The sequence below is a fragment of the Acetobacter sp. UBA5411 genome (assembly GCF_002409645.1).
GTDB lineage: Bacteria > Pseudomonadota > Alphaproteobacteria > Acetobacterales > Acetobacteraceae > Acetobacter.
In genome coordinates this window covers 1-25,666 of record NZ_DHNR01000001.1, presented here as the reverse complement: position 1 = coordinate 25,666, position 25,666 = coordinate 1, and the positions used below count along the sequence as shown (strand labels likewise).

Below are 25,666 nucleotides of genomic sequence, written 5' to 3'. Positions count from 1 at the left end.
ATCCTTTCAACCTAGTCCGGAAAAAGGTCCAGTTGATGAAACGTCCACTCCTCGCCGCATTGCTTGTCATGCCAACGCTGGCTCACGCGGCCACACAGCATGTCACCTTGACGCCTGCCAACACGACGTCCCGACTTCACGCCAAGACGCTGGTGACATCCGTCGACGGAACATTCGAGAAAGTCTCAGGTACGCTTTCCTACGATCCTGAAACACAGGTCTGCCACGTTGATATGAGTATGGATGTCAATTCCCTGAAGGTGGGCAGCGCTGTTCTGCGGACGGCCATGCTATCCGGGCTCATGCTGGACAGTGACAGCCATCCTTCAATGCATTTTGTTGGTGATTGTCAGCCGAAAATTACAAACGGAAAGCTGGAAACCTTACTGGTTGGCAAACTCACCATGCGGGGACAGACGCATCCTCTGACCTTCAAGGTCGGGATGCATTTTTCGCGTAATACACTGACCGAAATCAGCAGCACAGCAAGCTTTGATCAGCGACAATGGGGCATGAGCACGATGCTGGATACGGTCGATCCAGTCGTTCAGACCGAGGCAATCATCACCCTGAAATAAAAATATACATAAACGCGACTGGCACAGGATAAATACATAATTTGACCTGCACCAACGAGTATCATTTTGGTACGAGTGCAGAGGAAGAACATCTTCCCCTGCATACGGGAAATTACCTGTCAGTCCTGCTCTGGGCAGAACAGAACACGCAGCGATCGCACACCCTGCGCTCCGTGGATCAGCACACCTTCAATGTCTGCAGTTGCAGACGGCCCCGTCTGGAAAACCGCGTATTTATGCTCGCGCAGTTCCGGACGCCGGTAAGCATTATGCAGGTTGGCCACGATCTGCGAAGGATCAAGCAGAACAATCAGATGCTGCGGGAGATAACCGCTCGTATTGACGATCAGTTCGTCATCGGTGAGGCAGAGCGAACCTGTCTCGGCCACGCCGAAAGCCGCACGTACAACACCGATTTCCACATCAGCAAGAGAATGCGGGTCCATGTCCGGCAGAATTTGACGGATCTGGAGCGATGCATCCCCATGCAGTTCCGGCACACAGGTGGCGATAATGCCCTTGTCCGCCACTGCGGCGCGAAGCGCGGAAATCGGATCCTGCCCCTGAGGATCAAGCACTTTTCCACCCATCTTTACGAGCATTTCGGAAAAGGCCGTCACCAGATCAGATGGAGCTTTCTCATCGAACAGCGGCACGTCCGGCAGCGGAGGCTGAATTTTCGGACGATTGGCCCGGATAGCGGCGAAAATCGCCGCACGGCTGTCTGTGCTGCTCATCACTTCTTCTTCCCATCCACGCCACGGGTACGCTTATACCACTGATGGAATGTTTCCTTTGGCACATGCGGCATTTCACGACCACGCGTCCAAGTATTCAGCTTGTTATACAGCACGAAGCGCGGCAGGTGACGCAGGGCGCTGTCAGCCATCGGCAGACTTGCACGATACAGCTTCGGTGACGCCAGCAGGGCTCCAGCCGCTTTCATCATACTCTTCTTGAAAGCCGGAATTTCATGATTCTCGGCCAGAACCTGACGCCAGTCGGCAATCTGTTCGTGAATGTTGATCTTCACCGGACAGACGTTCGTGCAGCTTCCGTTCATGGTCGAAGAGAACGGCAGCGTCGAATATTTATGGCGATTGAAGGTCGGATCGATAATCAGCCCGATCGGACCGGCGTAGGTTGCGCCGTAGCTGAGACCGCCGGAACGACGGAACACCGGACAGGTGTTCATGCACGCGCCGCAACGGATACATTTCAGGGAAGTCCAGAACTTCTCCAGTCCCAGACGATCTGTCCGGCCATTATCGACGATCACGATGTGCATCTCGGCGCCACGGCGTGGGCCACGGAAATGCGAGGTATACTGCGTGATCGGTGAGCCCAAAGCACTCCGGGACAGCATCCGAACAAACACGGCCAGCGAGTTCAGGTTCGGGATGATCTTCTCGATGCCCATCGAGACAATGTGCAGGCCCGTCGTGTTGGCTGACAGATCGGCGTTGCCTTCGTTGGTGCAGACCACAACCGAGCCGGTTTCCGCAACCGCGAAGTTGCAGCCCGTCATGCCCGCATCCGCTTTCAGGATCAGCGGACGCGTATGCTCGCGCTGCTGCTCGGTCAGATAGCTTACGTCAGAGTTGTTCGGGTCAGAGCCGAGTGTTTTTGCAAACACCTCCGCCACGTCCGTCCGCAGCTTATGAACCGCAGGCACCACGACGTGGCTGGGGTTTTCATTATCAAGCTGCTGGATCCGCTCACCAAGGTCGGTCTCGACAACAGTGACCCCTTCATGCGCCATCGCTTCACGGAAGCCACATTCCTCGGTGAGCATCGATTTGCTCTTGATGAGGCTCTTGGCATTCTTGGAACGCAGGATCTCCGCAACGATGCTGTTATGCTCGGCAGCGTCCTTAGCCCAGTGAACCTTGACACCATTCGCAATGGCGTTCTTTTCGAACTGCTCGAGATAAGTGTCCAGATGCGTCAGCGTGTGTGTCTTGATATCGGACGCAAGCTGGCGGAGATCTTCCCACTCTTCGATGATCTCTTTCTGGCCATCGCGCTTCTTGCGCAGATCCCACAGACGCTGGTCATGCATGGCCAGATGCTGGGGAGCTGCCATGAAGCGACGCGCTGCTTCCTGCTGATCGATCGGATGATTGCCCCGAATGATCGCGCCACGAGGCTGCGGCTCAGGACCACGCGCCGGCATGGTGACGGACGCACCAGCACCATGCGTCAGATTGGCAGGTGCGCCATCGTTGGTGCGACCGGCCGGAGTGGTCGGCGCCGTCTGATTCTCGATGCTCATACCCGTTCCCCGTTCAGGATCTGCGAAATGTGGATGTATTTCGTCGGCAGACCGAGCCGCTTGGCGCACCCTTCCTGGTGCATCATGCAGGAACTGTCTGAAGAAGTTACATACTCCGCGCCGGACTTCGCCTGATCCCGCGCCTTGTCCTGGCCCATGCGGGCGGACGTCGCTTCCTCGAACACGGAGAAGGTGCCGCCAAAGCCACAGCATTCATCCGGGCGGGTAATATCGACCAGTTCGAGCCCCTTCACCATGCCGAGCAGATCACGCGGCTTGGAGAATGTCTTCTCGCGGAGTTCCGTCATGCTGGCGATATTGAGGCCGCGCAGGGCGTTGCAGTTATTGTGCAGCGCCACCTTGTGCGGGAATTCTGCCCACGGAAAACCGTCCACTTTCAGCACGTCATGCAGAAACTCGACCAGTTCGTATGTGTGCTCGCGAACGTGCTTCACATCGTCCGTCTGCGCAACAGCGTCGAAGTTATTGCGGATGTGGTTCACGCAGCTGCCGGACGGCGCAACGATATAATCATAATCCTTGAAGTTACGAACGAAGAGCTCTTCCGTCGCCTTTGATTCCTTGTGACAGCCCGTGTTGGTCATCGGCTGACCGCAGCAGGTCTGATCAAACGGATATTCAACTTCGCAGCCAAAGCGCTCCAGTAACTCGAGCGTCGCCTGCCCCACCTCGGGGTGAAACGCATCAACGTAACACGGAACAAACAACCCAACTCGCATGGAACGCTTCCTCAAAGAGATGACCCCGCCATTCTCGAAAGGGGGTGTCATCTTATAGCTATTACAGGTGCCGGAAATGCTCTTTTCGCACACTCCTGTCGAGTTCAGATCCGCCCGTTTCAGACAGAAATTCCCGCCAGACCCGGAAATGAAACCGGCATTTTTGATTCGGTCGTGACTATTACGTCCAGAGCGCCACAAGTAAACCGATACTGATCAATAGTTCGATACTCAGGCCCCCAGACGACATCGCCCCGACGAAACTGCCGGGGCGAAGAAATCAACGATCTTTTAAAACCGTATGCCTTCAGTTTTTCTGAGGCGGACGGCTGTTGGCCTTGGCGACCTTCTTGCCCCACTGAACCAGTGTGTCGGTGCAGTCTTCGGTCGCGATATGGCACTCAATGAAGGTCGGGCCCTTCTTGTTGGCCTTGGCCTTCGCAATGGCGTCAGCCAGTTCTGCGCCGGTGCGGGCGTGCAGACCCAGACCATGACCATCCTCGGCATTGAACGCCTTGATGAGGCCGGCATAGTCCCAGTTCTTGATGTAGTTGTATGGACCGTCATGGATCTTGATCTCGATGACGTAACCACGGTTGTTCACAAGGAACACAATCACCGGCACTTCGTAGCGGATCATCTGCGCGACTTCCTGCGCAGTGAGCTGGAAGGAACCATCACCAACCATCAGGAGGTGCTGACGGTCCGGCGAACCGATGGCGTTACCCAGAGCCGCCGGCACTGACCAGCCGATCGAGCCCCACTGCATTTCCGTCTCGACGCGAGCGCCGCTCGGCAGATGCATGCGAACAGCGTTGAACCAGCTATCGCCCGTCTCAGCCGTGATCGTGGTGTTGCCATCGACCATGGCGTTGATCTGACGCGCCATTTCGTCGTTGGTCAGCGGCACGGTCGGAGCCGTTTCCGGAATCTTGACCGGTGTGTAGGTCGTGTTTTCCACCGTAGCCGGACGGCTCGGAGCCTTCTCGCTCAGGGCAGCGATGAATGCGCCGAGATGGAAGCCTGCAAAGCTCTTGCCGTCAACCGTCACTTCGGCGAGATCGGCGATCAGAGCCTGTGACGCAGGCGGCTTGGACTGCCAGCCAACCGTTGCATAATCGTTGAAGATCGGAGCGAGGCAGATCACGCCATCAGCCTTCTCGACCAGTTCCTGAGCACCGGGCGAGCTGACTTCACCCCAGTAAACGCCACGGAAAGCCTTGTGCCCTTCAGGGAAGAAGCTCTTCGCGGCAGCCATCACCGTCACGGCGCAACCGATGCGGTCTGCAAGCGCCACGATCGGCTCAAGCGAACCCAGCGTACGGACGCGACTGCCGACGAGGATAACGATGTTCTTGCGCGTTTCGATGAACGTGCAGGCGGCCTTCACGGCAGCATCAAGGCTGACCTTGTCAGGCGTTGTTTCCGCCAGCAGGGTGCCGACCGGACCCGGACGGACGCACTCGGCGGACGCCAGATTGCAGGGGATTTCGATGTAGCAGGGCTTGCGCATACGCAGCGCCGTGCGGATGGCGTTGTCGATCTGCGATGGTGCGTTCTCGGCAGAGAGAATGACTTCCGTAGCGCAGGTGACCTGACGGAACATCTCGGCCTGATAGCCGTAGTTCGAGTTGCCGATCGTGTGATGCAGGATATGACCTGAACCCTGATCGTTGGTGTTCGGTCCACCGGACACGAAAATCACCGGCAGGCTCTCGGCATAAGCGGAGCCAATGGCGTTGATGGCTGACAGGGCACCGACATTGAAGGTGACAATCATGGCCGCTGCACCGTTGGCGCGGGCATAACCTTCAGCGGTGTAACCGCAGTTCAGCTCGTTACAGCTGTAAAGCTGCTTGGTGGAGCCTTCTTCCAGAAGCTGGTCGAGCAGGACGAGGTTGAAGTCACCCGCAACCGCAAAATGGTCCTTCAGGCCGATCTGGCCCAGACGCTCGGAAAGATAATGGCCGACAGTATATGGCTTGGTCATGAAATGCCTCCTCTAAAGGATTTGCCGGGTTTTCCTGCCCGACACCCCAATTTAGAAAGCACTCTGACGGGAGAGTCGCCTTATGACCACTATATGGAAACAGCGCGATCCATATATTAAAAATATGGGTCGCGCTGTTCGCAGAGAAACGCCAGATCTGGCGGAAGACTCAGACCTTGTTCACTGAAGCGTCATAAATCTTGTCGATTGTTTTACCGAGTGTGGCGTCAAATTCTGCGTCGGACATGCCGTCCTGAAGCCCACCGAGCAGAGCGCGGGAGAAGCTGGCAATCATGCCGTGATTCTTCTTCAGACGCTCACAGGACTCATCAAGTGAATAACCGCCCGAAAGAGCGACGACACGCTCGACGCGCGGATGCTTGACGAGGTCTTCATACAGGTCGGCGACCTCCGGGATCGTGACCTTCAGCATGACCTTGTAGTCGCCCGGCATCGCATTGAGCGCCTTGAGCAGCTCATCATGCAGAATGGCTTCAGCACCCTTCTTGTCCGGGCTCTTCACGAGAACTTCCGGCTCGATGATCGCAACCAGACCGTGAGACGCGACCTGATGGGCAATCTCGAACTGCTGCTTCACGATAGCGGCAATACCTTCCTGATTCGGCAGGTTGATGACCGAACGCTCTTTCGTGCCGTAAATGCCCAGCTTCGCAGCACGCTCCAGCAGCGCATCAAGACCGGGATTCGGCTTCATCAGACGCACGCCGTTTGCTTCGTCCTCAAGACCCTTATCGATCTTCAGGAACGGGACAACGCCACGCTCTTCCCACAGATAGGTCGGAACCGGCTTGCCGTTTGCAAGACCATCCATGGTGCGCTCGAACAGGATCGCACCAATCACCTTCTCGCCGGAAAAGCTCGGAGCGGTGATAATCCGCACGCGCATGTCGTGGATAAGGCGGAACATATCTTCTTCGGAAGAATAGGCCGTCTCAGGAATGCCATAAGCCTTCAGAGCGCCCGGCGTTGAGCCGCCGCTCTGGTCGAGTGCCGCGATAAAGCCGCCCTTTTCCGAAATCTGGCTCTTCATACGGTCGTTGGACATTCTTATTACCCTTTATTCTTAACGTATGGTGCGTGCCTGGGAACGCCCGAACAGCCGATGCTGCCTCTCAAGTCCGGGCCATGCCGCGACAGAAGAAACATCAACCCCACACCCTTCCGGTTCCCTGCATGCACACCATCGAAACCCAAGAAGGACTGAAATCCGAGTGGCCCAATCCAGACCGCGTGACATTTACACGGAGTGACGGCCTGCGCCACCTCCTCCGTGGAGAAGATAATATTAAAAATCCTAAAAGCGGCGGCATCAGGGCGTTTCCGGCTGCTCCTTCATCACCATGTCCGTAAGGATTGATGAGCCACGCGTTTCGGGCATCAGCATGGGTGGCTTTCTCGGCGTCATATACCAGCCGATCACAAAGAGGATCACCAGCAGCGGCGTCGCTCCGACGGTGATGGTCCCGGCCGGATAATCGCACGCCATCAACACGACCACCGCCACCAGAAAAGCCAGCGTCAGCCACGATGTGAACGGTGCGCCCGGCATCCGGAATGTGGGAGCGGCTATTTCCCCACGGGCGACGGCCCGGCGGAAAGCGAGTTGGCTGAGAATGATGATACCCCAGGTACAGATGATACCGATTGCCGCAAAACTGAGAACAATCTCGAAAACACTCTGCGGCACAATGTAATTGAGAACGACACCGACAAGATAAAACGCAGCGATCAGCAGAATACCGGCATACGGCACGGAATGACTGTTCATGGCGCTCAGGAATCGGGGAGCAGAGCCACCGAGCGCCAGAGCGCGCAGAACACGACTGGTGGAATAAACGCCGGAGTTCAGGCTGGACAGGGCCGCCGTCAGCACGATGAAATTCATCACGCTATCCGCATAAGGCACGCCGAGCGCATTGAAGAAGGTCACAAACGGACTTTCGCTCCCCTGATAGGCCGTCCACGGCAACAGGCACACCAGCAGCACAACGGACCCGACATAGAACACGGCAATCCGCCAGATCACGCTGTTGACGGCCCGGGGCAGGATCTCATGCGGATTGTCACACTCACCTGCCGCCGTGCCGATCAGTTCGATCCCGGAGTAGGCAAACACCACTCCCTGCGTCAGAGCGAGCGCCGCGAGCAGCCCGTGAGGGAAGAAACCGCCATTATCGACGATGAGGTGGAATCCTGTTTCATGTCCCGCCACAGGCATGCCGGTCCCCAGAATGACCGAACCCGCAATCAGAAAGACAATCAGCGCGACGACCTTGATCATGGAGAACCAGAATTCCATTTCCCCAAAATATTTTACGCCGATGAGATTCATGCCCGTCACAATGCACAGAGCAATCAGCGCCAGCAGCCATTGCGGAAAAGAAGCGAATGCGCTCCAGAAATGCATATAAAGAGCGACGGCCGTAATATCGGCGATTCCGGTCATCACCCAGTTGAGGAATGACACCCAACCCGCCACAAAAGCCGCCTTGTCTCCCAGAAACTCACGGGCATGGGACACGTAACTCCCGCTGCTCGGGCTGTACATGGTCAGCTCACCAAGAGCCCGCAGAATGAAAAAGCTGAAAAGTCCGCACACCGCATAGACGATGGCCAGCGACGGACCACCCTGCTGGAGACGACTTCCTGCGCCAAGGAAAAGCCCGGTGCCGATACAGCCGCCAATGGCGATCATCTGCATCTGCCTGCGACCCAGGGTCTTTTTATAGCCTTCGCTGGGGCTGTTCCGGTTGATTGTCGATTCAGTCATTCCATCCCGATCCCGTCTCTCCTGCAGGAGCCTTACGGAATAGATTGGTTCGAACCCGGAATGTTGTCCATCGAAAAACGGCAGATTTTTTCAGGACTCAGAGAGAAGGAAGATCTCAGAAAACCGTGTTGATGGCGAACTGGGGAGAGACCTTTATGCCGGTATTATGCCCGGCATAGTAAACCGACGAACCCGCGATCACGCCCCAACGTGCATTCCAGTTATATTCTATGGCAGGCGCCACCTGCCAGTCTGTCGAAGCGGAACCTGTCTTGTTGACGGTCAACCCAGACGCGTAACGTCCCTTCAAACGGGAGCCATTTGACCAGTCCCGCGCCACGTCAGCAGCCAGCACCCATTTCTGGCTCAGGGCGTATTCCAGCGAAAAACCCACCTGCCCGCTCATTCCCGGACTTCCTCGTCCGACAAAGCCCTCCGACGTTCCGTAGCTGGTGACATCCCGCAAACGCGCCGAATTCAGCGCATGCCTGAACCAGCTCCACACACGCAGGCGCAGTTCGTGTCCACCCGGCAATGTATAAGTGGACTGTTCCGTCAGAGCCATACGAAACACATAGGCTCCAGTCCCAAAGCCGTCCTGCGATGCTCCCAGACGGGAATAGTCACCCGTCGGGAAAATGACACCCGCAAAAAGGTTCAGATCAGGGATGTAGCGTTTCGGGTTGGCGCGCATGAAATGCCAGATCATATCGACCGGGAAATCACCGAACTTGGGGCCATGCGCATGCCCGGCACCGTGTTTCCAGCCGTAACTGATCACCGTATGCGCCTGAATGCTGAGATCATCCAGAATGCCGTATTTCCACATCGTGGAGTTGGAGAATGTCTGCTGACGCGGATGCAGCGGATGCCCCGTGCCGTTGGATGCGAACGTCCCGACGGGCTGACTATAGGAGAAATAGGGCTCGATCCCCGCGTCGCCAGCATGGTTCTTGGCTCCGGAAGGCGAGACCAGCGATCCCGTGTACCATTGTGCGGCTCTGGCATCCGACAAACCGGTCGCGAACAGGAGAAACACCCCGCAAACGTAACCACCTGTGTTTCGCACCAACACCCTGCCCGTCATCTTCATCATTTCGCCAGATCAGTCATCCTTTGCGGCGACCAACACTACATATCATTTATATTGTCAAGTATTTGTATGGTAAAAGTAAAAACAGATCCTTTAACTACACCTTAAAGTAAAGAGTAGAAATTCACGAAAAACATCATGTTCCTGAAAACGGAATTTTATTACTTTGACGTATCAACAGTTTTTCCTCTATAAAACCGGCCACGCGTCTAACACCACTCAACGGAGAAGAAAAGCTCGATGGCCGCAGCCTCACCTCAGGTCGATACAAAAAGACGCACTTACGCCATCCTCATCGCACTGGGTCTCGGTGTTGTGAGCGGGCTTCTTCTTCACACGCTGGGTGACAGCGCCATCCATGGAGCGGAACAGGCAGGCAAGCTGATGACCGGGCTTTTCCTGCGCCTGATCAAGATGGTCATCGCGCCGCTTGTCTTCGCCACGCTCGTCAGCGGCATCGGGAAGCTGGGTGACGATACGCTGGTCCTGCGTGTCGGAGGGCGTATCCTGCTCTGGTTTATCGCCATGTCCTTCGTGTCTCTCACGATAGGTCTTCTGGCGGCCAACATCCTGCAGCCCGGCATCGGTTTTTCACCGCCACCGATCACGGACATTGCGTCTCTCAAGCATCCGTTCCAGCCGATCGACTTCATCCTGCACATTGCGCCGACGAGCATTCTGGACGCCATGGCGCGAAACGACATCCTTCAAATTGTCGTGTTCTCGGTGCTGTTTGGTTTGGCACTGCCTGCTGCGGGCAAGGCGGGTAAAACCATGCTCAACTGGACCGAAGAGCTCGGTCACATCATGCTGCGGATGACGGACATGGTCATGCTGCTGGCGCCCATGGCTGTCTTCGGTTCCGTAATGGGCAGTCTCGCTAGCGGCGGCGGTGCGATGCTGCTGCATTACGGACGCTTTCTTGTCGAATTCTACAGCACCATCCTTATCCTGTGGTGCGTTCTGACGGGTCTGGCCTTTCTGGTGCTTGGCCCCCGCATCAAGGATCTCCTCAAGGAGCTTTTCCAGCCCATTATCCTTGGTTACGCCACGGCGAGCAGTGAATCCGTCTATCCGCTGCTGCTTGAGAAACTTGAAAACTTTGGTGTGCCGACCCGCATCAGCGGGTTCGTTCTGCCCCTCGGTTACAGCTTCAATCTGGATGGTTCGATCCTGTTCCAGTCATTTGGCGCGATCTTTATCGCTCAGGCTTACGGGATCAACCTTCCCTGGTCGCAGCAGGCTCTCATGGTGTTGGTCATGATGCTGAGCAGCAAGGGCATTGCAGGCGTGCCACGCGCCTCCCTTGTCACGCTCGTTGCTGTATTGCCGCAGTTTGGACTTCCAGAGGCCGGTATCGCTCTCATTCTGGGGATCGATCATTTTCTCGACATGGCCCGGACCGCTACCAACGTGCTCGGCAATGGCTATGCGGCCGCCATTTCTGCAAAATGGGAAGGCGAGCTTTCAGATGGGCCGACGAAAGATGTCATGTAAAAGCACCTGACATAAAAAGTTCTTTTCCAGCAACAGAACGATAGCATAATGCCGCTTTAGAGAGCGTCGTCTTTTAAAAGACGATGCTCTCTAAAGCTTTTTCAAAACATTTCGCCATGAACTTTATTTCCAGTTTACCCGAGATTTTGTGGAACACCTTCAAAAAATAACGAAGAAAAAGATCACTATATAACTGCACTTCTTAACATGTAATTACATGATTATTTTCCTGTTATTGTTTAATAATCAAAAAAACAAGAAAGCTATACTCTTTTTTGTAGAGATACTGAGCTTCCATATTCTACGAGCGCCTGCCCTGCTTATGACGGCAACAGCCATTCCGACACACCATTTAATATTGCAACTGATTCGCATTTCCGATACGGCCCTGTCATACCAGTGATCAGGAGCCCCCAATGAAGTCCGCCATGCGCCGCAGCAGGGTTGTTTACGCCCTCCCTCTTTCGCTCCTCATGAGCGGCGAGGTCCTTGCTGCCGATCAGGAAGAAAAGCCCGGCATGACGCACTCTCAGCAAATACCCGCAGCAGTTCAGAAACCGGGAAAAGGCGCTACACCCGCGACAAAAGTCGAACATCTGGAAGTGCATGGGCGACGGGCCTCGACCATTGCCTCGTCAGCCACAAAATCAAATACACCCCTTATCGAGACGGCCCAGTCTGTAAGCGTCATCACCCGCAATGAAATGGACATTCGCGGCGTGCTGGATCTCAATCAGGCCGTTCGCTACACCGCTGGCATAACCCCCAATCTGCGTGGCGGGGTCGGCACACGCTATGACCAGTTCCAACTCCGCGGTTTTACGGTTCCGACCTTTCTTGATGGCCTGAAACTGCAGGACAGTCCGACCGGCTACGCGACAGCGCAGACCGACACATCCCGCCTCGAACGTGTGGAAATCCTGAAAGGTCCGGCTTCCGCACTTTATGGGCAATCCAGCCCCGGTGGACTGGCTGCACTCTCAAGCAAACTGCCTACTGATCAGCGTTTTTATGGCGGCATCAACACGACAGGCGGCAGTTTCAATCTGTATCGTGTGGACGCGGATGTTGGCGGATATGCGACGGATGACGGATTTGTCCGCTACAGGATCTACGGCACCGCCAACGGACAGCATACCCAGCTTGCCCGCACGGGAAGCAAACGCTTCTCCATCAGCCCATCCTTCACGTTCGGCGGCGATGGTCCGACAACACTGACTCTTCTGGGAAACTACCAGTATGATCCGGAAAACGGCACCTATGGTGGCGTACCGCTGGTCGGATCGCTGAAACGCGCTTCGTTTGGCTATCTGCCACGCGATTTCTACGATGGAGACTCTTCTTTTGAAAAGTTCAACCGGAAACAGGGCGCCATCACCTATATCCTCAATCATCGCTTCAATGATGACTGGAGCTTCTCTACCCGCGGGCGTTATGACGACCTGAAAACCAGCTATCGCAGCGTTTATGATGCCGGTTACTACAGCAATACCTATACACTGCCCCGCTACGCTTTCGGTACTGACGAGCATACGCACAATCTGGAGTTCGACAGCCAGTTCAAGGGGAAGGTCCGCACCGGTTTCTTGCAGCACAACCTGATGTTCGGCTTTGATTACATGCAGCAGAGCGCAGGAGAAATGGGATATTTTGGTAACGCGCCCGATATGGATGTTCGTTATCCGGACTATCACATGGCGATCGCTCCCATGAACCCGTATGTGGCGTATCAGACCAACTCGCACCAGATTGGTGTGTATGGGCAGGATGAAATTCGCTGGCGTGGTCTGGTGCTGACGGGCAGCCTGCGTAATGACTGGTATCGTTCCCATCAGATGGAAACACTGACTCACACTGACAGTAATCAGGATCCGAGCCAGATCACCTGGCGTGCTTCAGGTCTTTATCACTTCGATTTCGGACTTGCTCCCTACATCAGCTATTCCACGTCCTTCCAGCCACAGGCAGGAATTGTCTCGAACGATGGTGGGAAAACCATGCGTCAGGCCAATCCGTCCCTTGGTAAACAGCTTGAAGGCGGCCTGAAGTATCAGATTCCCGGCACTTCGGTTCTCTTTACGGTCGCCGGCTTCCATATCGAACAGACTAATGTTCTCGTGGCGACAAATTCCTCTCTTGGTTTCAATACTGAAAGCGGAAAAGTCCACTCCGATGGCTTCGAATTTGAAGCCCATGCCGAGCCTTATAAGAACCTTGTTCTCACTGCTGCGATCAGCGTGCAGAAAGTCCACGATGACTCAACGGGAAAACCGCTGATCCAGTCGGGCAAGGGGAATGCCTCCCTGTTTGCGTTCTACACACTGCCCTCCGGTCCGGCCAAAGGCCTCGGTTTTGGCGGCGGCATGCGTTACACCGCCAAGGCTTACGGTGGCGAAGCCTCTTACGGCAGCGTGTGGGTTCCGCAGTACGCGCTGTTCGACGGCTCCCTGCGTTACGACCTTGCCCAGCTTTCTCCGTCCCTTCGCGGATGGACGGCAGCGGCCAGTGTCCGTAACATTTTCGACAAACGGTTCGTCGCTAACTGTCTGGCTTATGCCTCTTACGGGCAGGAATTCTGTTACTACGGAGAGCGCCGTAACGCGCAGGCTTCTATCGGGTACACTTGGTAGATCAGTTCAGGGAGAGAGTGGTGTTGAGCCGCTCTCTCCTTTTTAAAAAGCCAAGATCAAAGGGACTAGGTCTCCTTGAGGGGGGCAGGGCAAAACCCTGAAAGTCGCCTCATATACATTCAAAATAGATATATCTTTTAGCCAAAACTCTCCCCCACAGGCCGCCAGAAATGTTTGACGGCCCCCAAAAAGGAACATAACATGAACACGCCATGAAACGCACCTTCTCGGAAAGACTCGCCCTTCTGTCAGACGCTGCAAAATACGATGCCTCCTGTGCATCGAGCGGCTCGGATCGGCGTGGGTCAAAGAAGGAGCCGGGACTGGGGTCAACCGAGCGAAGCGGCATCTGTCATTCATGGACACCTGATGGGCGCTGCGTCTCGCTGCTCAAGATCCTGATGACCAATTTCTGCATTTACGACTGCGCCTACTGCATCAACAGGGTGTCGTCCGGCGTGGAACGCGCCCGCTTCTCGGTCGAGGAAATCGTCTGGCTGACGATGGAGTTTTATCGCCGCAACTATATCGAGGGACTATTCCTGTCTTCAGGCATCATCCGCTCGTCCGACTACACCATGGAAGAGCTTGTGCGTGTCGCCAAGGTCCTGCGTCTGGACAGAGGTTTTCGCGGTTACATTCACCTGAAAGCCATCCCCGACGCCTCCCCGGACCTGCTGGCGGAAGCCGGACTGTATGCTGATCGTCTTTCCATCAATGTGGAGATGCCCACCGAGACCGGGCTGACCCAATATGCGCCGGAGAAGGATTCTCTCGGTATCCGGTCCGCCATGGGGCACATCCGCAAAAAAATGGATGCGACGAAGGAGAAAACCCTCGCCGGACGCCGCCCGCCTCGCTTTGCGCCCGGCGGGCAGAGCACACAGATGATTGTCGGTGCGGACGCTGCTACTGATCAGGATATTCTTTCAAGCAGTTCCGCACTTTATTCCGACTACCGGCTGAAGCGGGTTTATTATTCCGCCTTCAGCCCCATTCCCCACGCCTCGCAGGCTCTCCCCGCGCAGAAACCACCACTCCTGCGCGAGCATCGTCTGTATCAGGCGGACTGGCTGTTCCGTTTTTATGGTTTCCAGTTTCAGGAAATTACCGAGAACCGTCCAGACGGCATGCTTGATCTGGAAGTCGATCCAAAACTGAGCTGGGCTCTGGACAACCGTGCCGTCTTCCCGGTGGACATCAATCATGCTCCCCGCGAACTCCTGCTGCGAGTGCCCGGGCTGGGACCGCGTTCCGTAAAGGTGCTTCTGGCAACGCGTCGCCATAAAACCATCCGACTGGATGATCTGGAGCGACTGCGCGTCAGCATAAGAAAAATACGTCCGTTCATCACCACGCCGGACTGGCGACCTGTCAGACTAATCGACCGGATGGATCTCAAATCCCTTTTTGCGCCACCGCCTCAGCAACTGTCACTTCTATGAAAGAGCATCTCGTTTCACTGCCGGACGCGGCTCCCTTTTCCCTGTGGCGGCTTCATGCCCGCCCGCTTCTGGCAGCCGGGATTGCACCTGAACATGTCGTCTGGCGCAGCATGTCCGAACAGGATGACCTGTTTTCACAGTCTGAGCCGCCGCCAGAAACCAAGACAGCCACGTCACAGACAATCAGCAAGGACTGCCTGCGGTTTCTCGAAACCGTTCTTTGTCATGCCAGTCCTGAAAGATTCTCCCTCGCCTACCGCATTCTCTGGCGAAGCAGGAGAGAACGCGCTCTTTTGAAAACAGGAACCGACCCCGATGTCGTCATGGCCAACAGGATGGCCCACCAGATCGGTCGTGAAGTGCACAAGATGAAGGCGTTTGTGCGTTTCAGGGAGAAAACGCCCCAAGGCAGCAACATGCGTCATTTTGCCGCGTGGTTTGAGCCGGAGCACCACATCCTTGAGAAGGCAGCGCCTTTCTTCGCGCGCCGGTTCTCCGACATGAACTGGATGATTCTCACACCCAAAGGCTCCATCGGCTGGGACGGAGAAATCTGCGTCGTCACAAGAGAAGCCTGCACACGGACGATCTTTGAAGACGAGGCGGAGGCCTTATGGAAGACCTACTACCGCTCCATTTTCAATCCCGCCCGCGTCAAGGTGAAGGCGATGCGGTCGGAAATGTCTCCCAAATACTGGAAAAACCTCCCGGAAACCGAGCTGATCCCCGAGATGCTCGCTCAGGCTGCCCGCCAGACATGGTGAGGTTGCGTTGCTGGATGGCTGGGCAATCGACACGTTCTGGCCTACCATCCCGTCCACGATGACGACTGACGCTGCCCCTCACCTGTTTTCTGCTTCCGTCGAGACCCTTCTTGCTCGTGCGGACGAACTGTGCGCCAAACGGCATGTCCGGTTAACTGCCTTGAGACGTCAGATTCTCGGATTGATGCTGGAAGCCAATGCTCCGCTGGGCGCGTATGATCTATTGCAACGCTTGCAGGCCATTCAGGGTAACGCCGCCCCGCCAACGGTCTATCGGACGCTCGAATTTCTCATGGAATTCGGACTGATTCACAAGATCGAACGACTGTCGGCCTTCATGCCCTGCACCCACACTCTTGGCCGCGCACCCTGTCACGAGCATGATGCGGATTGTGTCCATGCCAGCCAGTTTCTGATCTGCCGAAACTGCTCCAGTGTCACCGAACTTGAAGATCCCACAATTCTCGCTTCGATTGTCGCTGCGTCCCAAAAATCAGGGTTCCGGCTCCAGCATACAACCGTCGAGGTTGAAGGTCTGTGCGCGAAATGTGTGGCTCTCGCCTAATATGGCGAGATAAATCAGTCCACATTCAAGACTGATAATGAAGCCGGGGCATGCAAACCCCGACTTACGCAATCTGCCTTACTGTCCGAGGTATGCCTGAACCGCTGGCAGACCCGGCTTACCGTCCACCGTTGTGACGCCATCAAGCCATTTCGCCACAGCTTCCAGATGCGCTTTCATCCAGTCCTTGGTCACCTGCGCAGGCTTTGTATGACTTTCGGAAATGGTTTTCATCATCTCGTTTTCTGACGGAATGGTGAAAGTCAGCTGCTTCAGAAGATGTCCAACATTCGGGCATTTTTCCACGTAGCCGCTGCCAACAACCGTGTTGACCTCGGCTGATGCGCCGAATTGTTTTTCACCACCCGTCAGATAGGTCAGATGAAAATTCATGTTCATCGGATGCGGTTCCCAGGCAAGGAACACGATCGGCTTCTGTGCTGGGATGGCGCGAGACACCTGAGACAGCATGCCCTGTTCACTACTTTCATTGAGATGGAATTTTCCAAGCCCAAAGTCATTGGCCTTGATCATATCAAGAATGATCTTGTTTCCGTCATTTCCGGATTCAATTCCATAAATCGTATTGTTCAGCTTGGGAGCCCAACTCGCGATATCCTTGAAATCTTTCAGGCCCTGTTGTGCAACATAATCAGGAACAGCAAGAGTATAGCGTGCTCCGGAGAGATTCTTTGTAATCCGTTCGATCTTCCCTCTTTTCAGGTAGGGATCAACATAGGACGCGCCCGAGGGCTCCCAGTCACTCAGAAAGACATCGAGTTGATGGTTTTCTAGTGAAAGATAAGCGACAGCCAGCGTCACCATCGTTTCGCGGGTTTTATAACCCAGACCGGCGAGAAGGTTCATCGTGACACCATTGGTAACGGCGGCATCCGACCACCCGACATCCCCGATACGCACCATCTGACAGGCTTCAGGTTCGGCGGCCTGAGCTGGCAGAATGCGCAGTCCGACGCCAAGAAAAACCATGGAAGCGAGAAGTTTCTTCTTCATACCAGTGACACGTCCTTTTCCTGTCTGCCCGTTGCCGAAGTATGGGCGCACCGAAACACATTCCGCAACAGAAACAATTAAACCCTACGTGATCAGGCGCCTCTGCCGCGCCAGAAGTTATTTCCTCACATACAAGACGTTGTATTTTCCGTGACTGGAAAACGAACAATTACCTTATGATGCACGAGAAACTCCCGTGATCGCACCGATCATGTCAGCGTCATCACACAATCCGATAATCTGATTGGCATCAGAAATAAGGACCGGCATTCCGCTTTTCTGGCGCAGAAGGGCCACTGTGTTGAGTGAAGCCGCAACCGGCACACAATAAACACAGCCTGAAATCACTTGCAGTTCTGAAATGTCGTCAGTGTCGTGAAATTGCAGCGCAACTTCTGCTCCCGACCTATCGGTCACGGTAGCGGTCACGGGATTGAAACCATAATAACCGGTTGCGTCGAGCTGAATGGTATTCTCATCCCACCGGGGACAAACCTCCAGAAGACGCATGACACTTGCTGCATTCAGCAATGGTAGCGGATTCATGTGCCTTATAAAGTCACGGACATAATCATCGACGGGCGAGGAAATGATTTCCTGTGGAGGCCCTGCCTGAATAATGCGCCCTTCCCGCATGATGGCAATATTGCTGCCAATCCTGAGAGCCTCATCAATATCATGACTGACAAATACAATGGTTTTCTTGAGGCGTGTCTGAAGATCCAGCAGCTCGTCCTGAAGCTTGCGCCGAATCAACGGATCAAGCGCTGAAAAAGGCTCATCCATCAGGAGAATGTCAGCATCTGTAGCAAAAGCCCGCGCCAGTCCTACACGCTGCTGCATACCGCCCGAGAGTTCCGAAACATAGGAATTGGCCCAGCGTGTAAGGCCGACCAACTCCAGTTTTTCCTCGGCAATTTTACGGCGTGCATTGGGAGCAAACCCACGAAGCTCCAGACCAAACGAGACGTTTTCCCGCACAGTTCTCCACGGCAATAGACCAAACTGCTGGAAAACCATCGTAACGCGGGTGCGCCGCATATCGCGCAATGTTTCATCATCACAGCTGGCAATATCGACAAAGGCCGTGCCGTTCCCAATCTCGACACTGCCCCGTGTCACCTTGTTGAGACGATTGGCAGCCCGCAGCAATGTCGATTTACCGGAACCGGACAGCCCCATGAGCACGCTGATCTCACCACGCCTGATTTCGAGATTGGCGTTTGCCACACCGACAGTCACACCCAGTTCAGAGGCGATCTGCTCGCGCGTACCACCCTCATCCAGACGCTTGACGGCTTGGGCAATCGCACTTGACGAGTTATTCCGGTGAAACAGAATATCCACGTTTTTGAAGGAGAGAGCAGCAGTTTTACCTTGTGGTTCTGTCCGCACGGCTTCCATACAGATAGTCTCCTCAGTGCGTTTTCTTGCGGCAGAGCCGGTCCAGAATGATGGCGACTAAAACAATCGCCAGACCTGATTCAAACCCGGTGTCGATCTGGACCGTATTCAGCGCCCGGACGACCGGCACGCCCAGCCCACCAGCACCGACCAGCGCGGCAATCACCACCATGGAAAGACTGAGCATGATGCACTGACTCAGTCCTTCGCGGATCATGGGAAGTGCTGCTGGCACCTCAACTTTCCATAAGCGTTGTCTTGGTGTGGCTCCAAATGCATCGCCCGCCTCAAGCAAAGCTTTGGGAACAGACAAAATCCCAAGCTGGGTCATGCGAATGGGCGCGGGAATGGCGAACACCACGGTGGAAATCGTGCCGGGAACGGTGCCCAGACCAAACAGAATCAGGGTCGGGATCAGATAAACGAAGGTCGGCAAGGTCTGCATGAGATCCAGAACCGGATGAAGCGCCTTGGCAAGCCATGGACGATGCGCGGACGCAATCCCGATCGGCACGCCAACCAGCATGCATGTGACCGTCGCAAAAAAGATGAGCGACAGGGTCGCCATCGTTTCCTGCCAGTATCCCTGATTGATGATGAACAGAAGGCCAAGCGCCACCAGCACGCAGGTGCCGATGGCACGTTTCCAGAACCACACGCCGATTGTCAGAACCGCCACAAACAGGACGGGCGGGACAGACGTCAACAGATTGGTGAAACCATCAGCGCAGGAGCCTATCGCCTCACTGATGACGTCGAAACCACCCTGACAATGATCCCTGATCCAGTCGACGGCATTCGACGCCACTTCACCGACAGGTATTTTATGCGATGTGATCCAGTCTTCGAGCCCGTTCATTGATCTCGCTTCACAGTCCGGAGATTTCAGGTCTGGCCAAGGCAGGCAGAAAACCGTGAGCAGGTATTCCCGTGAGCCGTGTCATATGGACCCACCCTTTTTCAGTTCGACATCGTAACCGAAAGCCGAAGGATATAAAGTTCTTTCGCGTATCACGTCAGAAAACACATCCTACGCCGCCTGATCTGAAACCGTTCAGGCTGACTACAGTTTATTCATACCCCATCATTGCGTTCAAGAAACAGAAAGGAATTGATTTATTCCGACGTCGCATTGGATAAAGTCGCCGTCTCCTACCCTTTTCGACTGCTTCAACAACCAGTATCGTTGAACCAACGCTCAACAATGCCCCGCCGTCGTAAAAATACCTGAAACTTGAGTGAAAACACCAACAATCTGCAAACGAATCAGCTTTTCATATTAATCATTTTCTGTGGACATTGCTTTTTCGTTTCGACATAAAGACGTTATTGAACGATCATTCAAAGGCATTCGGATTTCATGATGCAGCCCTCCGCTTCTTCCGCCATGACACGACTGGATGATGAGCGTCGTCGCAATTTTGTTGCCGCGACACTCTCCGTTCTTGCCGACAACGGGTATGTCGGAACGACCCTCGCCCGGATCGCCGAACGTGCTGACGTTTCCCCCAGTTTGCTGGTTCATTATTTTGGCGACAAGGACACCCTGCTCGGCACGGCTTTCTGGTATCAATCCGAGTCGCTGCGTCATGAGATCCTGAAGCGCTTTCTGACAGCCCACACACCGCGCGAGCGCCTGCAGGCCGCCATTGATTCCCTGCTTGCCCGTGACCAGTTTCAGCGGGAGGAAGGCGCGACATGGCTGTCTTTCTGGGGACAGGTCCCTTATGTGCCAACGCTCAAACGTATCCAGCGAATCTACCAGAAGCGGATTCTGTCCAATCTTTCCTACGATCTGAAAGCACTTTTGCCTGGCCGGGATGTGCATTCTCTCGCCACCTCGATAGCAGCACTTATTGATGGCACCTGGCTTCGGGCAGCGCTTTCGGACTGGGAGGAAGCGGACAGCAAAGCCGCCCGTGCGCAGGTTACGGCTTTTCTGGACAGCCAGATCGCCCTGCATCAGGCGAACCTCCCTGCACCATCACTTCAGGCTAGACGTGAAGACGTCTGCACAAACTGGATCAACGGTCGTCCCATGCCGACGAAGGGCGTGCGGTTCGAGACGCGCAATCCCGCCACCGGCGAAGTGCTCGCAGAAGTGGAAATCGCTGGCGAGCGGGAACACGCGGCTGCGGTGGAAAGCGCCAAACGCGGACAGAAAATCTGGGCACGGATGACCGGCACCGAGCGCGGTCGTGTCCTGCGCAAAGCGGCTGATCTTCTTCGTCGCGATAACGACATGCTCGCCCGCATCGAAACGCTCGACACGGGCAAACCGATTGCCGAGACGGCGGCTGTCGACATTCTCTCCGGCGCGGACGCTCTCGAATATTTCGGCTCCGTCGCCTGCGCGATCAATGGCGAAGCAATGGATCTTGGCGAGCAGGCCTTCGCCTATACGCGCCGCGAACCATTGGGCGTCACGGCTGGCATCGGCGCGTGGAATTACCCGATCCAGATCGCCTGCTGGAAGTCTGCTCCTGCGCTAGCCTGCGGCAACGCGATGATCTTCAAAAGCTCCGAAATGACACCGCTGACATCGGTGCGGCTGGCCGAGATCTATCGTGAGGCCGGCCTGCCCGACGGGGTATTCAACGTGCTGCACGGCGCGGGTGATGTGGGACGACGCCTGTGTGCCGATCCCGATATTCACAAGGTCAGCCTCACGGGTTCCGTTCCGACAGGAAAGGCAGTGATGCGTGAAGCATCAAATACGCTGAAATATGTCACACTGGAATTGGGTGGAAAATCTCCGCTTATCATCTTTGACGATGCAGACTTGGACAATGCTGTCTCCGCCGCGCTGCTCGGCAACTTCTACTCGGGTGGTGAAATCTGCTCGAACGGAACGCGTGTTTTCGTGCAGTCCGGAATCCGTGACCGGTTTCTTGCCGAACTGAAGCGGCGCGTCGAAGCGATGAAAATCGGTGATCCGCTGGCGGCAGATACGGATGTTGGTGCACTCATCAGCATGCCGCATCTGGAAAAGGTCATGGCCTATGTAGAGAGCGGCGTGGCCGAAGGAGCGCAGCTTCTGACCGGCGGTCATCGCCTTACAGAAGGTGCATTTGGCAAGGGTGCCTTCATGCAGCCGACCATCTTTACCGGCTGCAATGATGACATGAAGATCGCCCGTGAGGAAATCTTCGGTCCGGTCATGACCGTTCTCGATTTCCACGACGAGGATGAAGTCGTTACCCGCGCCAATGCGACAGAGTTCGGTCTGGCGGCTGGCGTGTTCACAAACGATCTCGCGCGTGGACACCGTGTCGTCGCCGCTCTGGAAGCAGGCACCTGCTGGATCAACCAGTACAACATCACGCCGATCGAAATGCCGTTCGGTGGTTACAAGCAGTCCGGTCTGGGTCGTGAAAACAGTCAGGCTGCACTGGATCATTACACACAAATCAAGAGCGTTTACGTAGCGCTCGGCAATGTCGAATCCCCCTACTGAGGAGGCAGGCCATGGAACAGGAATTTGATTATATCGTCGTCGGGGCCGGGTCTGCCGGATGTGTGCTGGCCAACCGCCTGACGGAAGACGGCAAGGACACTGTGCTGCTTCTGGAGTTCGGCGGCAGCGACAAGTCGATCATCGTGCAGATGCCGACTGCGCTGGCGATGCCTATGCACTCCAAACGCTTCAACTGGTTCTACGAAAGTGAGCCGGAGCCTTACCTTGGTGGCCGGCGCATGTTCACTCCGCGCGGCAAGGGGCTTGGCGGCTCCTCCTCCATCAACGGTATGGTATATGTGCGCGGCAATGCGCTCGACTTTGAGGACTGGGTGAAGGAAGGCGCGACCGGCTGGTCCTATGCCGATGTTCTACCCTATTTCAAAAAAGCCGAGTCCTGCACGGAAGGTGATGACACCTATCGTGGTCGGACAGGTCCGTTGCACACCCAGTATGGCACGGTGGATAATCCTCTCCATTCAGCATGGCTGAAAGCCGGTTATCAGGCCGGCTATCCCGTCACGCATGATTATAACGGTTATCAGCAGGAAGGCTTCGACAAGATGAGCATGACCGTCAAGGACGGTCGGCGCTGGAACACGGCGAATGCCTATCTGCGTCCAGTCATGCATCGAAAAAATCTTGAGGTGCACCAGCAGGCCCGCGCCACAAAGATCCTGTTTGAAGGCAAGCGGGCTGTCGGCATTGCCTATACCCGCGCAGGCAAGGAGTGCATCGCACGGGCACGGAAAGAAGTGATCCTCTCCGGCGGTTCGATCAATTCGCCACAGATTCTGCTTCTTTCCGGAATCGGACCTGCTGAACAACTGAAGGCTCTCGGAATTCCGGTGATTGCGGATCGTCCGGGCGTTGGTGAGAACTTGCAGGATCATCTGGAGTTCTATTTCCAGATCGCCTGCAAGAAACCGATCACTCTCTATTCGGCCATGAGCCCGCTGGCGAAACTGAAGATCGGCCTGCGCTGGATTCTTCGGAAAGATGGTCTGGGCGCAACAAACCATTTCGAAAGCTGTGGTTTCATCCGCAGCAAGGCTGGCGTCCCCTACCCCGACATCCAGTTCCATTTCCTGCCATTGGCTGTCACCTATGACGGCAAGGGACTGGCGTCCGGTCACGGCTATCAGGCGCATGTCGGCCCGATGCGTTCAAAGAGTCGCGGTCATGTGCGCCTGAAATCGGCAAATCCCGAGGATAAGCCGAAGATTCTCTTCAACTACCTGAGCCATCCTGATGATCTGGAAGAGATGCGCGCCTGTGTTCGCCTGACCCGCGAACTGTTCAATCAGGAAGCGTTTCAGCCTTTCCACGGTCACGAACTGCAACCCGGTGAGGATTGCACATCCGACGAGCAGATTGACGAGTTCATCCGTCAGAAAGTGGAAAGCGCACTTCACCCCTCCTGCACCTGCAAGATGGGCTCACTCGACGACCCCATGGCGGTTGTCGATCCGGAAACGCGCGTGATTGGCGTGGAAGGACTGCGCGTGGTGGATTCCTCCATCATGCCGCGTGTCACCAATGGCAATCTGAACGCGCCGACGACAATGATCGCGGAAAAGGCTGCCGATCACATCCGTAACCGGCCTATGCTGCCGCCGTCGCATGCGCCGTATTACGTCGCACCACACTGGGAGACCCGGCAGCGCTGACCTGTCGGGCATGAAAATGGGAAATCCAATGTCATGTCAGTGACGATTGAAACCCTTACCGGAGAACGCCTTCTTTCGGTTGTCCCTGATCTCGCACGGTTGCGGATCACGATCTTCCGGGAATGGCCTTATCTCTACGATGGAAACCTTGCCTACGAAGAGAAATATCTGCACGCCTACATGCAGAGTCCCGGCACCGCAGTCGTCGTCGCAAAAGATGGTGACAGGGTTGTCGGCGCTTCGACCTGTCTCCCCTTGAAAGATGAGATGGCGTGCATCCGCGCACCTTTTGAAGAACGTGGCCTATCCACAAAGGATTTCTTCTATTTCGGGGAATCTGTCCTGCTGGAATCCTATCGTGGGCAGGGTATCGGCGTGCGTTTTTTTGAGGAACGCGAGCGTCACGCGCGCTCCGCAAGCGATGCGCCGTTCACTGTATTCTGTGCCGTCCGTCGCTGGAAAACCGATCCACGTCGACCGGAAAATGCTCAGTCTCTTGCAGATTTCTGGATGAAACGTGGCTTTACGCCCCTGCCCGGCGTGTTCTGCCATCTGGGCTGGAAGGAACCCGGCGTCCCCGGCCAGCGGGACCACCTTCTCGATTTTCATATCAAACCACTCAGAGGCGACCCGATCCCCGAGGCGCTCCTGCAAAAAGATCAGGACGAGGATTGATGAACAAACCCCTCCGACTAGGTGTTCTGGCTTGGGAAGTCGCGAAAATCGACTCTCTGGAAGACTATGCAAACCATCTCGACAGATTGGTGGCCGAAGGCGCCAAACAGGCTGACCTTTTGCTGATGCCGGAATATTCCTGCATGGAAGCAGCGGCAGCCGTCACGAAAGAACCAGATCCCTCCGCCGAACTGGATGCAATGTGCGCACATAGTGACGCCATTCTTGCCATCATGCGTGCGGCCGCGAAAAAGCATTCGGTCTGGCTGATGCCGGGCACACTGCCCCGTCCGGAAGCAGCAGGCGTGCGAAACCGTGCGCCGTTGATCGCACCAAATGGATCCGTGGCGTTTCAGGACAAGCACGTCATGACGCGGTTCGAAACCGAATCATGGGGTGTGAAAGCAGGCAATCCACCCGGCGTATTCGAAACACCGTGGGGACTGATTGGAACCTCTGTCTGTTATGACTCGGAATTTCCGATGCTGGCGCGGGCGCAGGTCGAGGCGGGAGCGTGGCTGATCCTTGTGCCGACCTGCACAGATTCCATGCATGGCTTTAACCGTGTGAAGATTTCCGCGCAGGCGCGAGCGCTGGAAAATCAATGTTTCGTGGCGGTTTCACCCACTGTCGGTGATGCGCCATGGCTGGCCACACTGGACGAAAATCATGGCTGTGCCGGGATATATGGCCCGGTTGACCGGGGCTTTCCCGATGACGGCGTGATCGCCGAAGGAAAACTTGACCAAGATGGCTGGATCTTTGCCACACTTTCTCCCGACGCACTGGACGAAGTGCGGGAAAATGGTGCTGTTCGTAACTGTCGGGACTGGCCGACCGTCGTTCCGTCCGCCGGGAAAAATACTTTTTCGGATGCGTAAAAATTTCAGCGTTTCCGGGCAAGGAGACGTCGCAAATATGAAAGTCTCAAACGGCTCCTTGTTCCTATATTTTCATGTAATAGCGGCAGCCCGAAGAATGGCCTTCCATTCTTTCACTGCCGAACATCAGTTCAGGGCACGGCAAAAATCATGAGCACGGACACGTTGAAGAGTTTTTTCCAGTCTTCGTTGGCGGA

The 25,666-nt window shown here is 55.4% G+C and carries 20 protein-coding genes; 10 read left to right on the top strand and 10 right to left on the bottom strand.

Translation table 11 applies throughout. The features are described 5' to 3' along the window. The first annotated feature begins 35 nt into the window (after positions 1-35). Positions 36-578, top strand: coding sequence for a YceI family protein (locus B3759_RS00100; protein WP_291362464.1), 543 nt, complete (start codon positions 36-38; stop codon positions 576-578). Between the two features lie 119 nt (positions 579-697). On the opposite strand, the gene B3759_RS00095 is transcribed toward B3759_RS00100, so the two are convergent. The 7 genes from B3759_RS00095 to B3759_RS00065 form a co-directional block, all read right to left on the bottom strand. Further along, positions 698-1,315: a LutC/YkgG family protein gene (locus tag B3759_RS00095; RefSeq protein WP_291362462.1), complete on the bottom strand. Its 618-nt coding sequence runs from the start codon at positions 1,313-1,315 to the stop codon at positions 698-700. After that, the gene (locus tag B3759_RS00090; protein ID WP_291362601.1) at positions 1,315-2,754 is read right to left on the bottom strand and encodes a lactate utilization protein B; all 1,440 of its coding nucleotides are present in this window, start codon (positions 2,752-2,754) and stop codon (positions 1,315-1,317) included. The genes B3759_RS00095 and B3759_RS00090 overlap by 1 nt, the downstream gene beginning before the upstream one ends. 95 nt (positions 2,755-2,849) lie before the next feature. Then, positions 2,850-3,593 (bottom strand): (Fe-S)-binding protein, encoded by a 744-nt coding sequence (locus B3759_RS00085; RefSeq protein WP_010667856.1) that lies wholly within the window; start codon positions 3,591-3,593, stop codon positions 2,850-2,852. A 307-nt stretch (positions 3,594-3,900) separates the two neighbouring features. Then, positions 3,901-5,583, bottom strand: a complete 1,683-nt coding sequence (locus B3759_RS00080; RefSeq protein WP_291362456.1) for an alpha-keto acid decarboxylase family protein — start codon at positions 5,581-5,583, stop codon at positions 3,901-3,903. Between the two features lie 169 nt (positions 5,584-5,752). Then, positions 5,753-6,649, bottom strand: coding sequence for a fructose bisphosphate aldolase (locus B3759_RS00075; RefSeq protein ID WP_291362454.1), 897 nt, complete (start codon positions 6,647-6,649; stop codon positions 5,753-5,755). A gap of 264 nt (positions 6,650-6,913) precedes the next feature. Next, the gene (locus B3759_RS00070) at positions 6,914-8,374 is read right to left on the bottom strand and encodes an amino acid permease (RefSeq protein ID WP_291362452.1); all 1,461 of its coding nucleotides are present in this window, start codon (positions 8,372-8,374) and stop codon (positions 6,914-6,916) included. Positions 8,375-8,489: 115 nt separating this feature from the next. Continuing rightward, positions 8,490-9,470 (bottom strand): hypothetical protein, encoded by a 981-nt coding sequence (locus B3759_RS00065; RefSeq protein ID WP_291362450.1) that lies wholly within the window; start codon positions 9,468-9,470, stop codon positions 8,490-8,492. 237 nt (positions 9,471-9,707) lie between these two features. Between B3759_RS00065 and B3759_RS00060 the strand changes: the two genes are divergently transcribed. The 5 genes from B3759_RS00060 to B3759_RS00040 all read left to right on the top strand — a co-directional run bounded on the left by B3759_RS00060 (position 9,708) and on the right by B3759_RS00040 (position 16,368). Beyond that, entirely contained in the window at positions 9,708-10,964 is a 1,257-nt protein-coding gene (locus B3759_RS00060; RefSeq protein ID WP_291362448.1) for a dicarboxylate/amino acid:cation symporter, read from the top strand. A 416-nt stretch (positions 10,965-11,380) separates the two neighbouring features. After that, entirely contained in the window at positions 11,381-13,594 is a 2,214-nt protein-coding gene (locus tag B3759_RS00055; protein ID WP_408736425.1) for a TonB-dependent siderophore receptor, read from the top strand. A 212-nt stretch (positions 13,595-13,806) separates the two neighbouring features. Next, the gene (locus B3759_RS00050) at positions 13,807-15,039 is read left to right on the top strand and encodes a putative DNA modification/repair radical SAM protein (protein ID WP_291362446.1); all 1,233 of its coding nucleotides are present in this window, start codon (positions 13,807-13,809) and stop codon (positions 15,037-15,039) included. Next, positions 15,036-15,803, top strand: coding sequence for a TIGR03915 family putative DNA repair protein (locus tag B3759_RS00045; RefSeq protein ID WP_291362444.1), 768 nt, complete (start codon positions 15,036-15,038; stop codon positions 15,801-15,803). The genes B3759_RS00050 and B3759_RS00045 overlap by 4 nt, the downstream gene beginning before the upstream one ends. 58 nt (positions 15,804-15,861) lie before the next feature. Further along, the gene (locus B3759_RS00040; protein ID WP_291362597.1) at positions 15,862-16,368 is read left to right on the top strand and encodes a transcriptional repressor; all 507 of its coding nucleotides are present in this window, start codon (positions 15,862-15,864) and stop codon (positions 16,366-16,368) included. A gap of 78 nt (positions 16,369-16,446) precedes the next feature. On the opposite strand, the gene choX is transcribed toward B3759_RS00040, so the two are convergent. From choX to choW, 3 genes are all read right to left on the bottom strand, one after another. Further along, a complete protein-coding gene (choX, locus tag B3759_RS00035; protein WP_291362441.1) occupies positions 16,447-17,382 on the bottom strand; it encodes a choline ABC transporter substrate-binding protein in 936 nt (311 codons plus the stop codon). A gap of 174 nt (positions 17,383-17,556) precedes the next feature. Beyond that, positions 17,557-18,786, bottom strand: a complete 1,230-nt coding sequence (gene choV, locus B3759_RS00030) for a choline ABC transporter ATP-binding protein (RefSeq protein ID WP_291362439.1) — start codon at positions 18,784-18,786, stop codon at positions 17,557-17,559. A 13-nt stretch (positions 18,787-18,799) separates the two neighbouring features. Beyond that, a complete protein-coding gene (choW, locus tag B3759_RS00025) occupies positions 18,800-19,645 on the bottom strand; it encodes a choline ABC transporter permease subunit (protein ID WP_291362437.1) in 846 nt (281 codons plus the stop codon). Between the two features lie 501 nt (positions 19,646-20,146). On the opposite strand from choW, the gene betB reads away from it, so the two are divergent. From betB to B3759_RS00005, 4 genes are read left to right on the top strand one after another with little or no spacing between them, the layout of a single operon-like run. Then, on the top strand, positions 20,147-22,243 hold the full coding sequence (gene betB / locus B3759_RS00020; RefSeq protein ID WP_291362435.1) for a betaine-aldehyde dehydrogenase: 2,097 nt from the start codon (positions 20,147-20,149) through the stop codon (positions 22,241-22,243). Between the two features lie 11 nt (positions 22,244-22,254). After that, positions 22,255-23,913 (top strand): choline dehydrogenase, encoded by a 1,659-nt coding sequence (gene betA / locus B3759_RS00015; protein WP_291362433.1) that lies wholly within the window; start codon positions 22,255-22,257, stop codon positions 23,911-23,913. A gap of 33 nt (positions 23,914-23,946) precedes the next feature. After that, positions 23,947-24,588 carry a GNAT family N-acetyltransferase gene (locus tag B3759_RS00010; protein WP_291362431.1) on the top strand — a complete coding sequence of 214 codons (642 nt, stop codon included), beginning with the start codon at positions 23,947-23,949 and terminating at the stop codon, positions 24,586-24,588. Continuing rightward, a complete protein-coding gene (locus B3759_RS00005; RefSeq protein WP_291362429.1) occupies positions 24,588-25,469 on the top strand; it encodes a carbon-nitrogen hydrolase family protein in 882 nt (293 codons plus the stop codon). Before B3759_RS00010 ends, B3759_RS00005 begins: the two co-directional genes overlap by 1 nt. Positions 25,470-25,666 lie beyond the last annotated feature (197 nt).

What these genes read in the sequence shown, in the direction of transcription:
- B3759_RS00100 (WP_291362464.1), top strand. Translation starts at nt 36, where the DNA reads ATGAAACGTCCACTCCTCGCCGCATTGCTTGTCATGCCAACGCTGGCT.
- B3759_RS00095 (WP_291362462.1), bottom strand. Translation starts at nt 1,315, where the DNA reads ATGAGCAGCACAGACAGCCGTGCGGCGATTTTCGCCGCTATCCGGGCC.
- B3759_RS00090 (WP_291362601.1), bottom strand. Translation starts at nt 2,754, where the DNA reads ATGCCGGCGCGTGGTCCTGAGCCGCAGCCTCGTGGCGCGATCATTCGG.
- B3759_RS00085 (WP_010667856.1), bottom strand. Translation starts at nt 3,593, where the DNA reads ATGCGAGTTGGGTTGTTTGTTCCGTGTTACGTTGATGCGTTTCACCCC.
- B3759_RS00080 (WP_291362456.1), bottom strand. Translation starts at nt 5,583, where the DNA reads ATGACCAAGCCATATACTGTCGGCCATTATCTTTCCGAGCGTCTGGGC.
- B3759_RS00075 (WP_291362454.1), bottom strand. Translation starts at nt 6,649, where the DNA reads ATGTCCAACGACCGTATGAAGAGCCAGATTTCGGAAAAGGGCGGCTTT.
- B3759_RS00070 (WP_291362452.1), bottom strand. Translation starts at nt 8,374, where the DNA reads ATGACTGAATCGACAATCAACCGGAACAGCCCCAGCGAAGGCTATAAA.
- B3759_RS00065 (WP_291362450.1), bottom strand. Translation starts at nt 9,470, where the DNA reads ATGATGAAGATGACGGGCAGGGTGTTGGTGCGAAACACAGGTGGTTAC.
- B3759_RS00060 (WP_291362448.1), top strand. Translation starts at nt 9,708, where the DNA reads ATGGCCGCAGCCTCACCTCAGGTCGATACAAAAAGACGCACTTACGCC.
- B3759_RS00055 (WP_408736425.1), top strand. Translation starts at nt 11,381, where the DNA reads ATGAAGTCCGCCATGCGCCGCAGCAGGGTTGTTTACGCCCTCCCTCTT.
- B3759_RS00050 (WP_291362446.1), top strand. Translation starts at nt 13,807, where the DNA reads ATGAAACGCACCTTCTCGGAAAGACTCGCCCTTCTGTCAGACGCTGCA.
- B3759_RS00045 (WP_291362444.1), top strand. Translation starts at nt 15,036, where the DNA reads ATGAAAGAGCATCTCGTTTCACTGCCGGACGCGGCTCCCTTTTCCCTG.
- B3759_RS00040 (WP_291362597.1), top strand. Translation starts at nt 15,862, where the DNA reads ATGACGACTGACGCTGCCCCTCACCTGTTTTCTGCTTCCGTCGAGACC.
- choX (WP_291362441.1), bottom strand. Translation starts at nt 17,382, where the DNA reads ATGAAGAAGAAACTTCTCGCTTCCATGGTTTTTCTTGGCGTCGGACTG.
- choV (WP_291362439.1), bottom strand. Translation starts at nt 18,786, where the DNA reads ATGGAAGCCGTGCGGACAGAACCACAAGGTAAAACTGCTGCTCTCTCC.
- choW (WP_291362437.1), bottom strand. Translation starts at nt 19,645, where the DNA reads ATGAACGGGCTCGAAGACTGGATCACATCGCATAAAATACCTGTCGGT.
- betB (WP_291362435.1), top strand. Translation starts at nt 20,147, where the DNA reads ATGATGCAGCCCTCCGCTTCTTCCGCCATGACACGACTGGATGATGAG.
- betA (WP_291362433.1), top strand. Translation starts at nt 22,255, where the DNA reads ATGGAACAGGAATTTGATTATATCGTCGTCGGGGCCGGGTCTGCCGGA.
- B3759_RS00010 (WP_291362431.1), top strand. Translation starts at nt 23,947, where the DNA reads ATGTCAGTGACGATTGAAACCCTTACCGGAGAACGCCTTCTTTCGGTT.
- B3759_RS00005 (WP_291362429.1), top strand. Translation starts at nt 24,588, where the DNA reads ATGAACAAACCCCTCCGACTAGGTGTTCTGGCTTGGGAAGTCGCGAAA.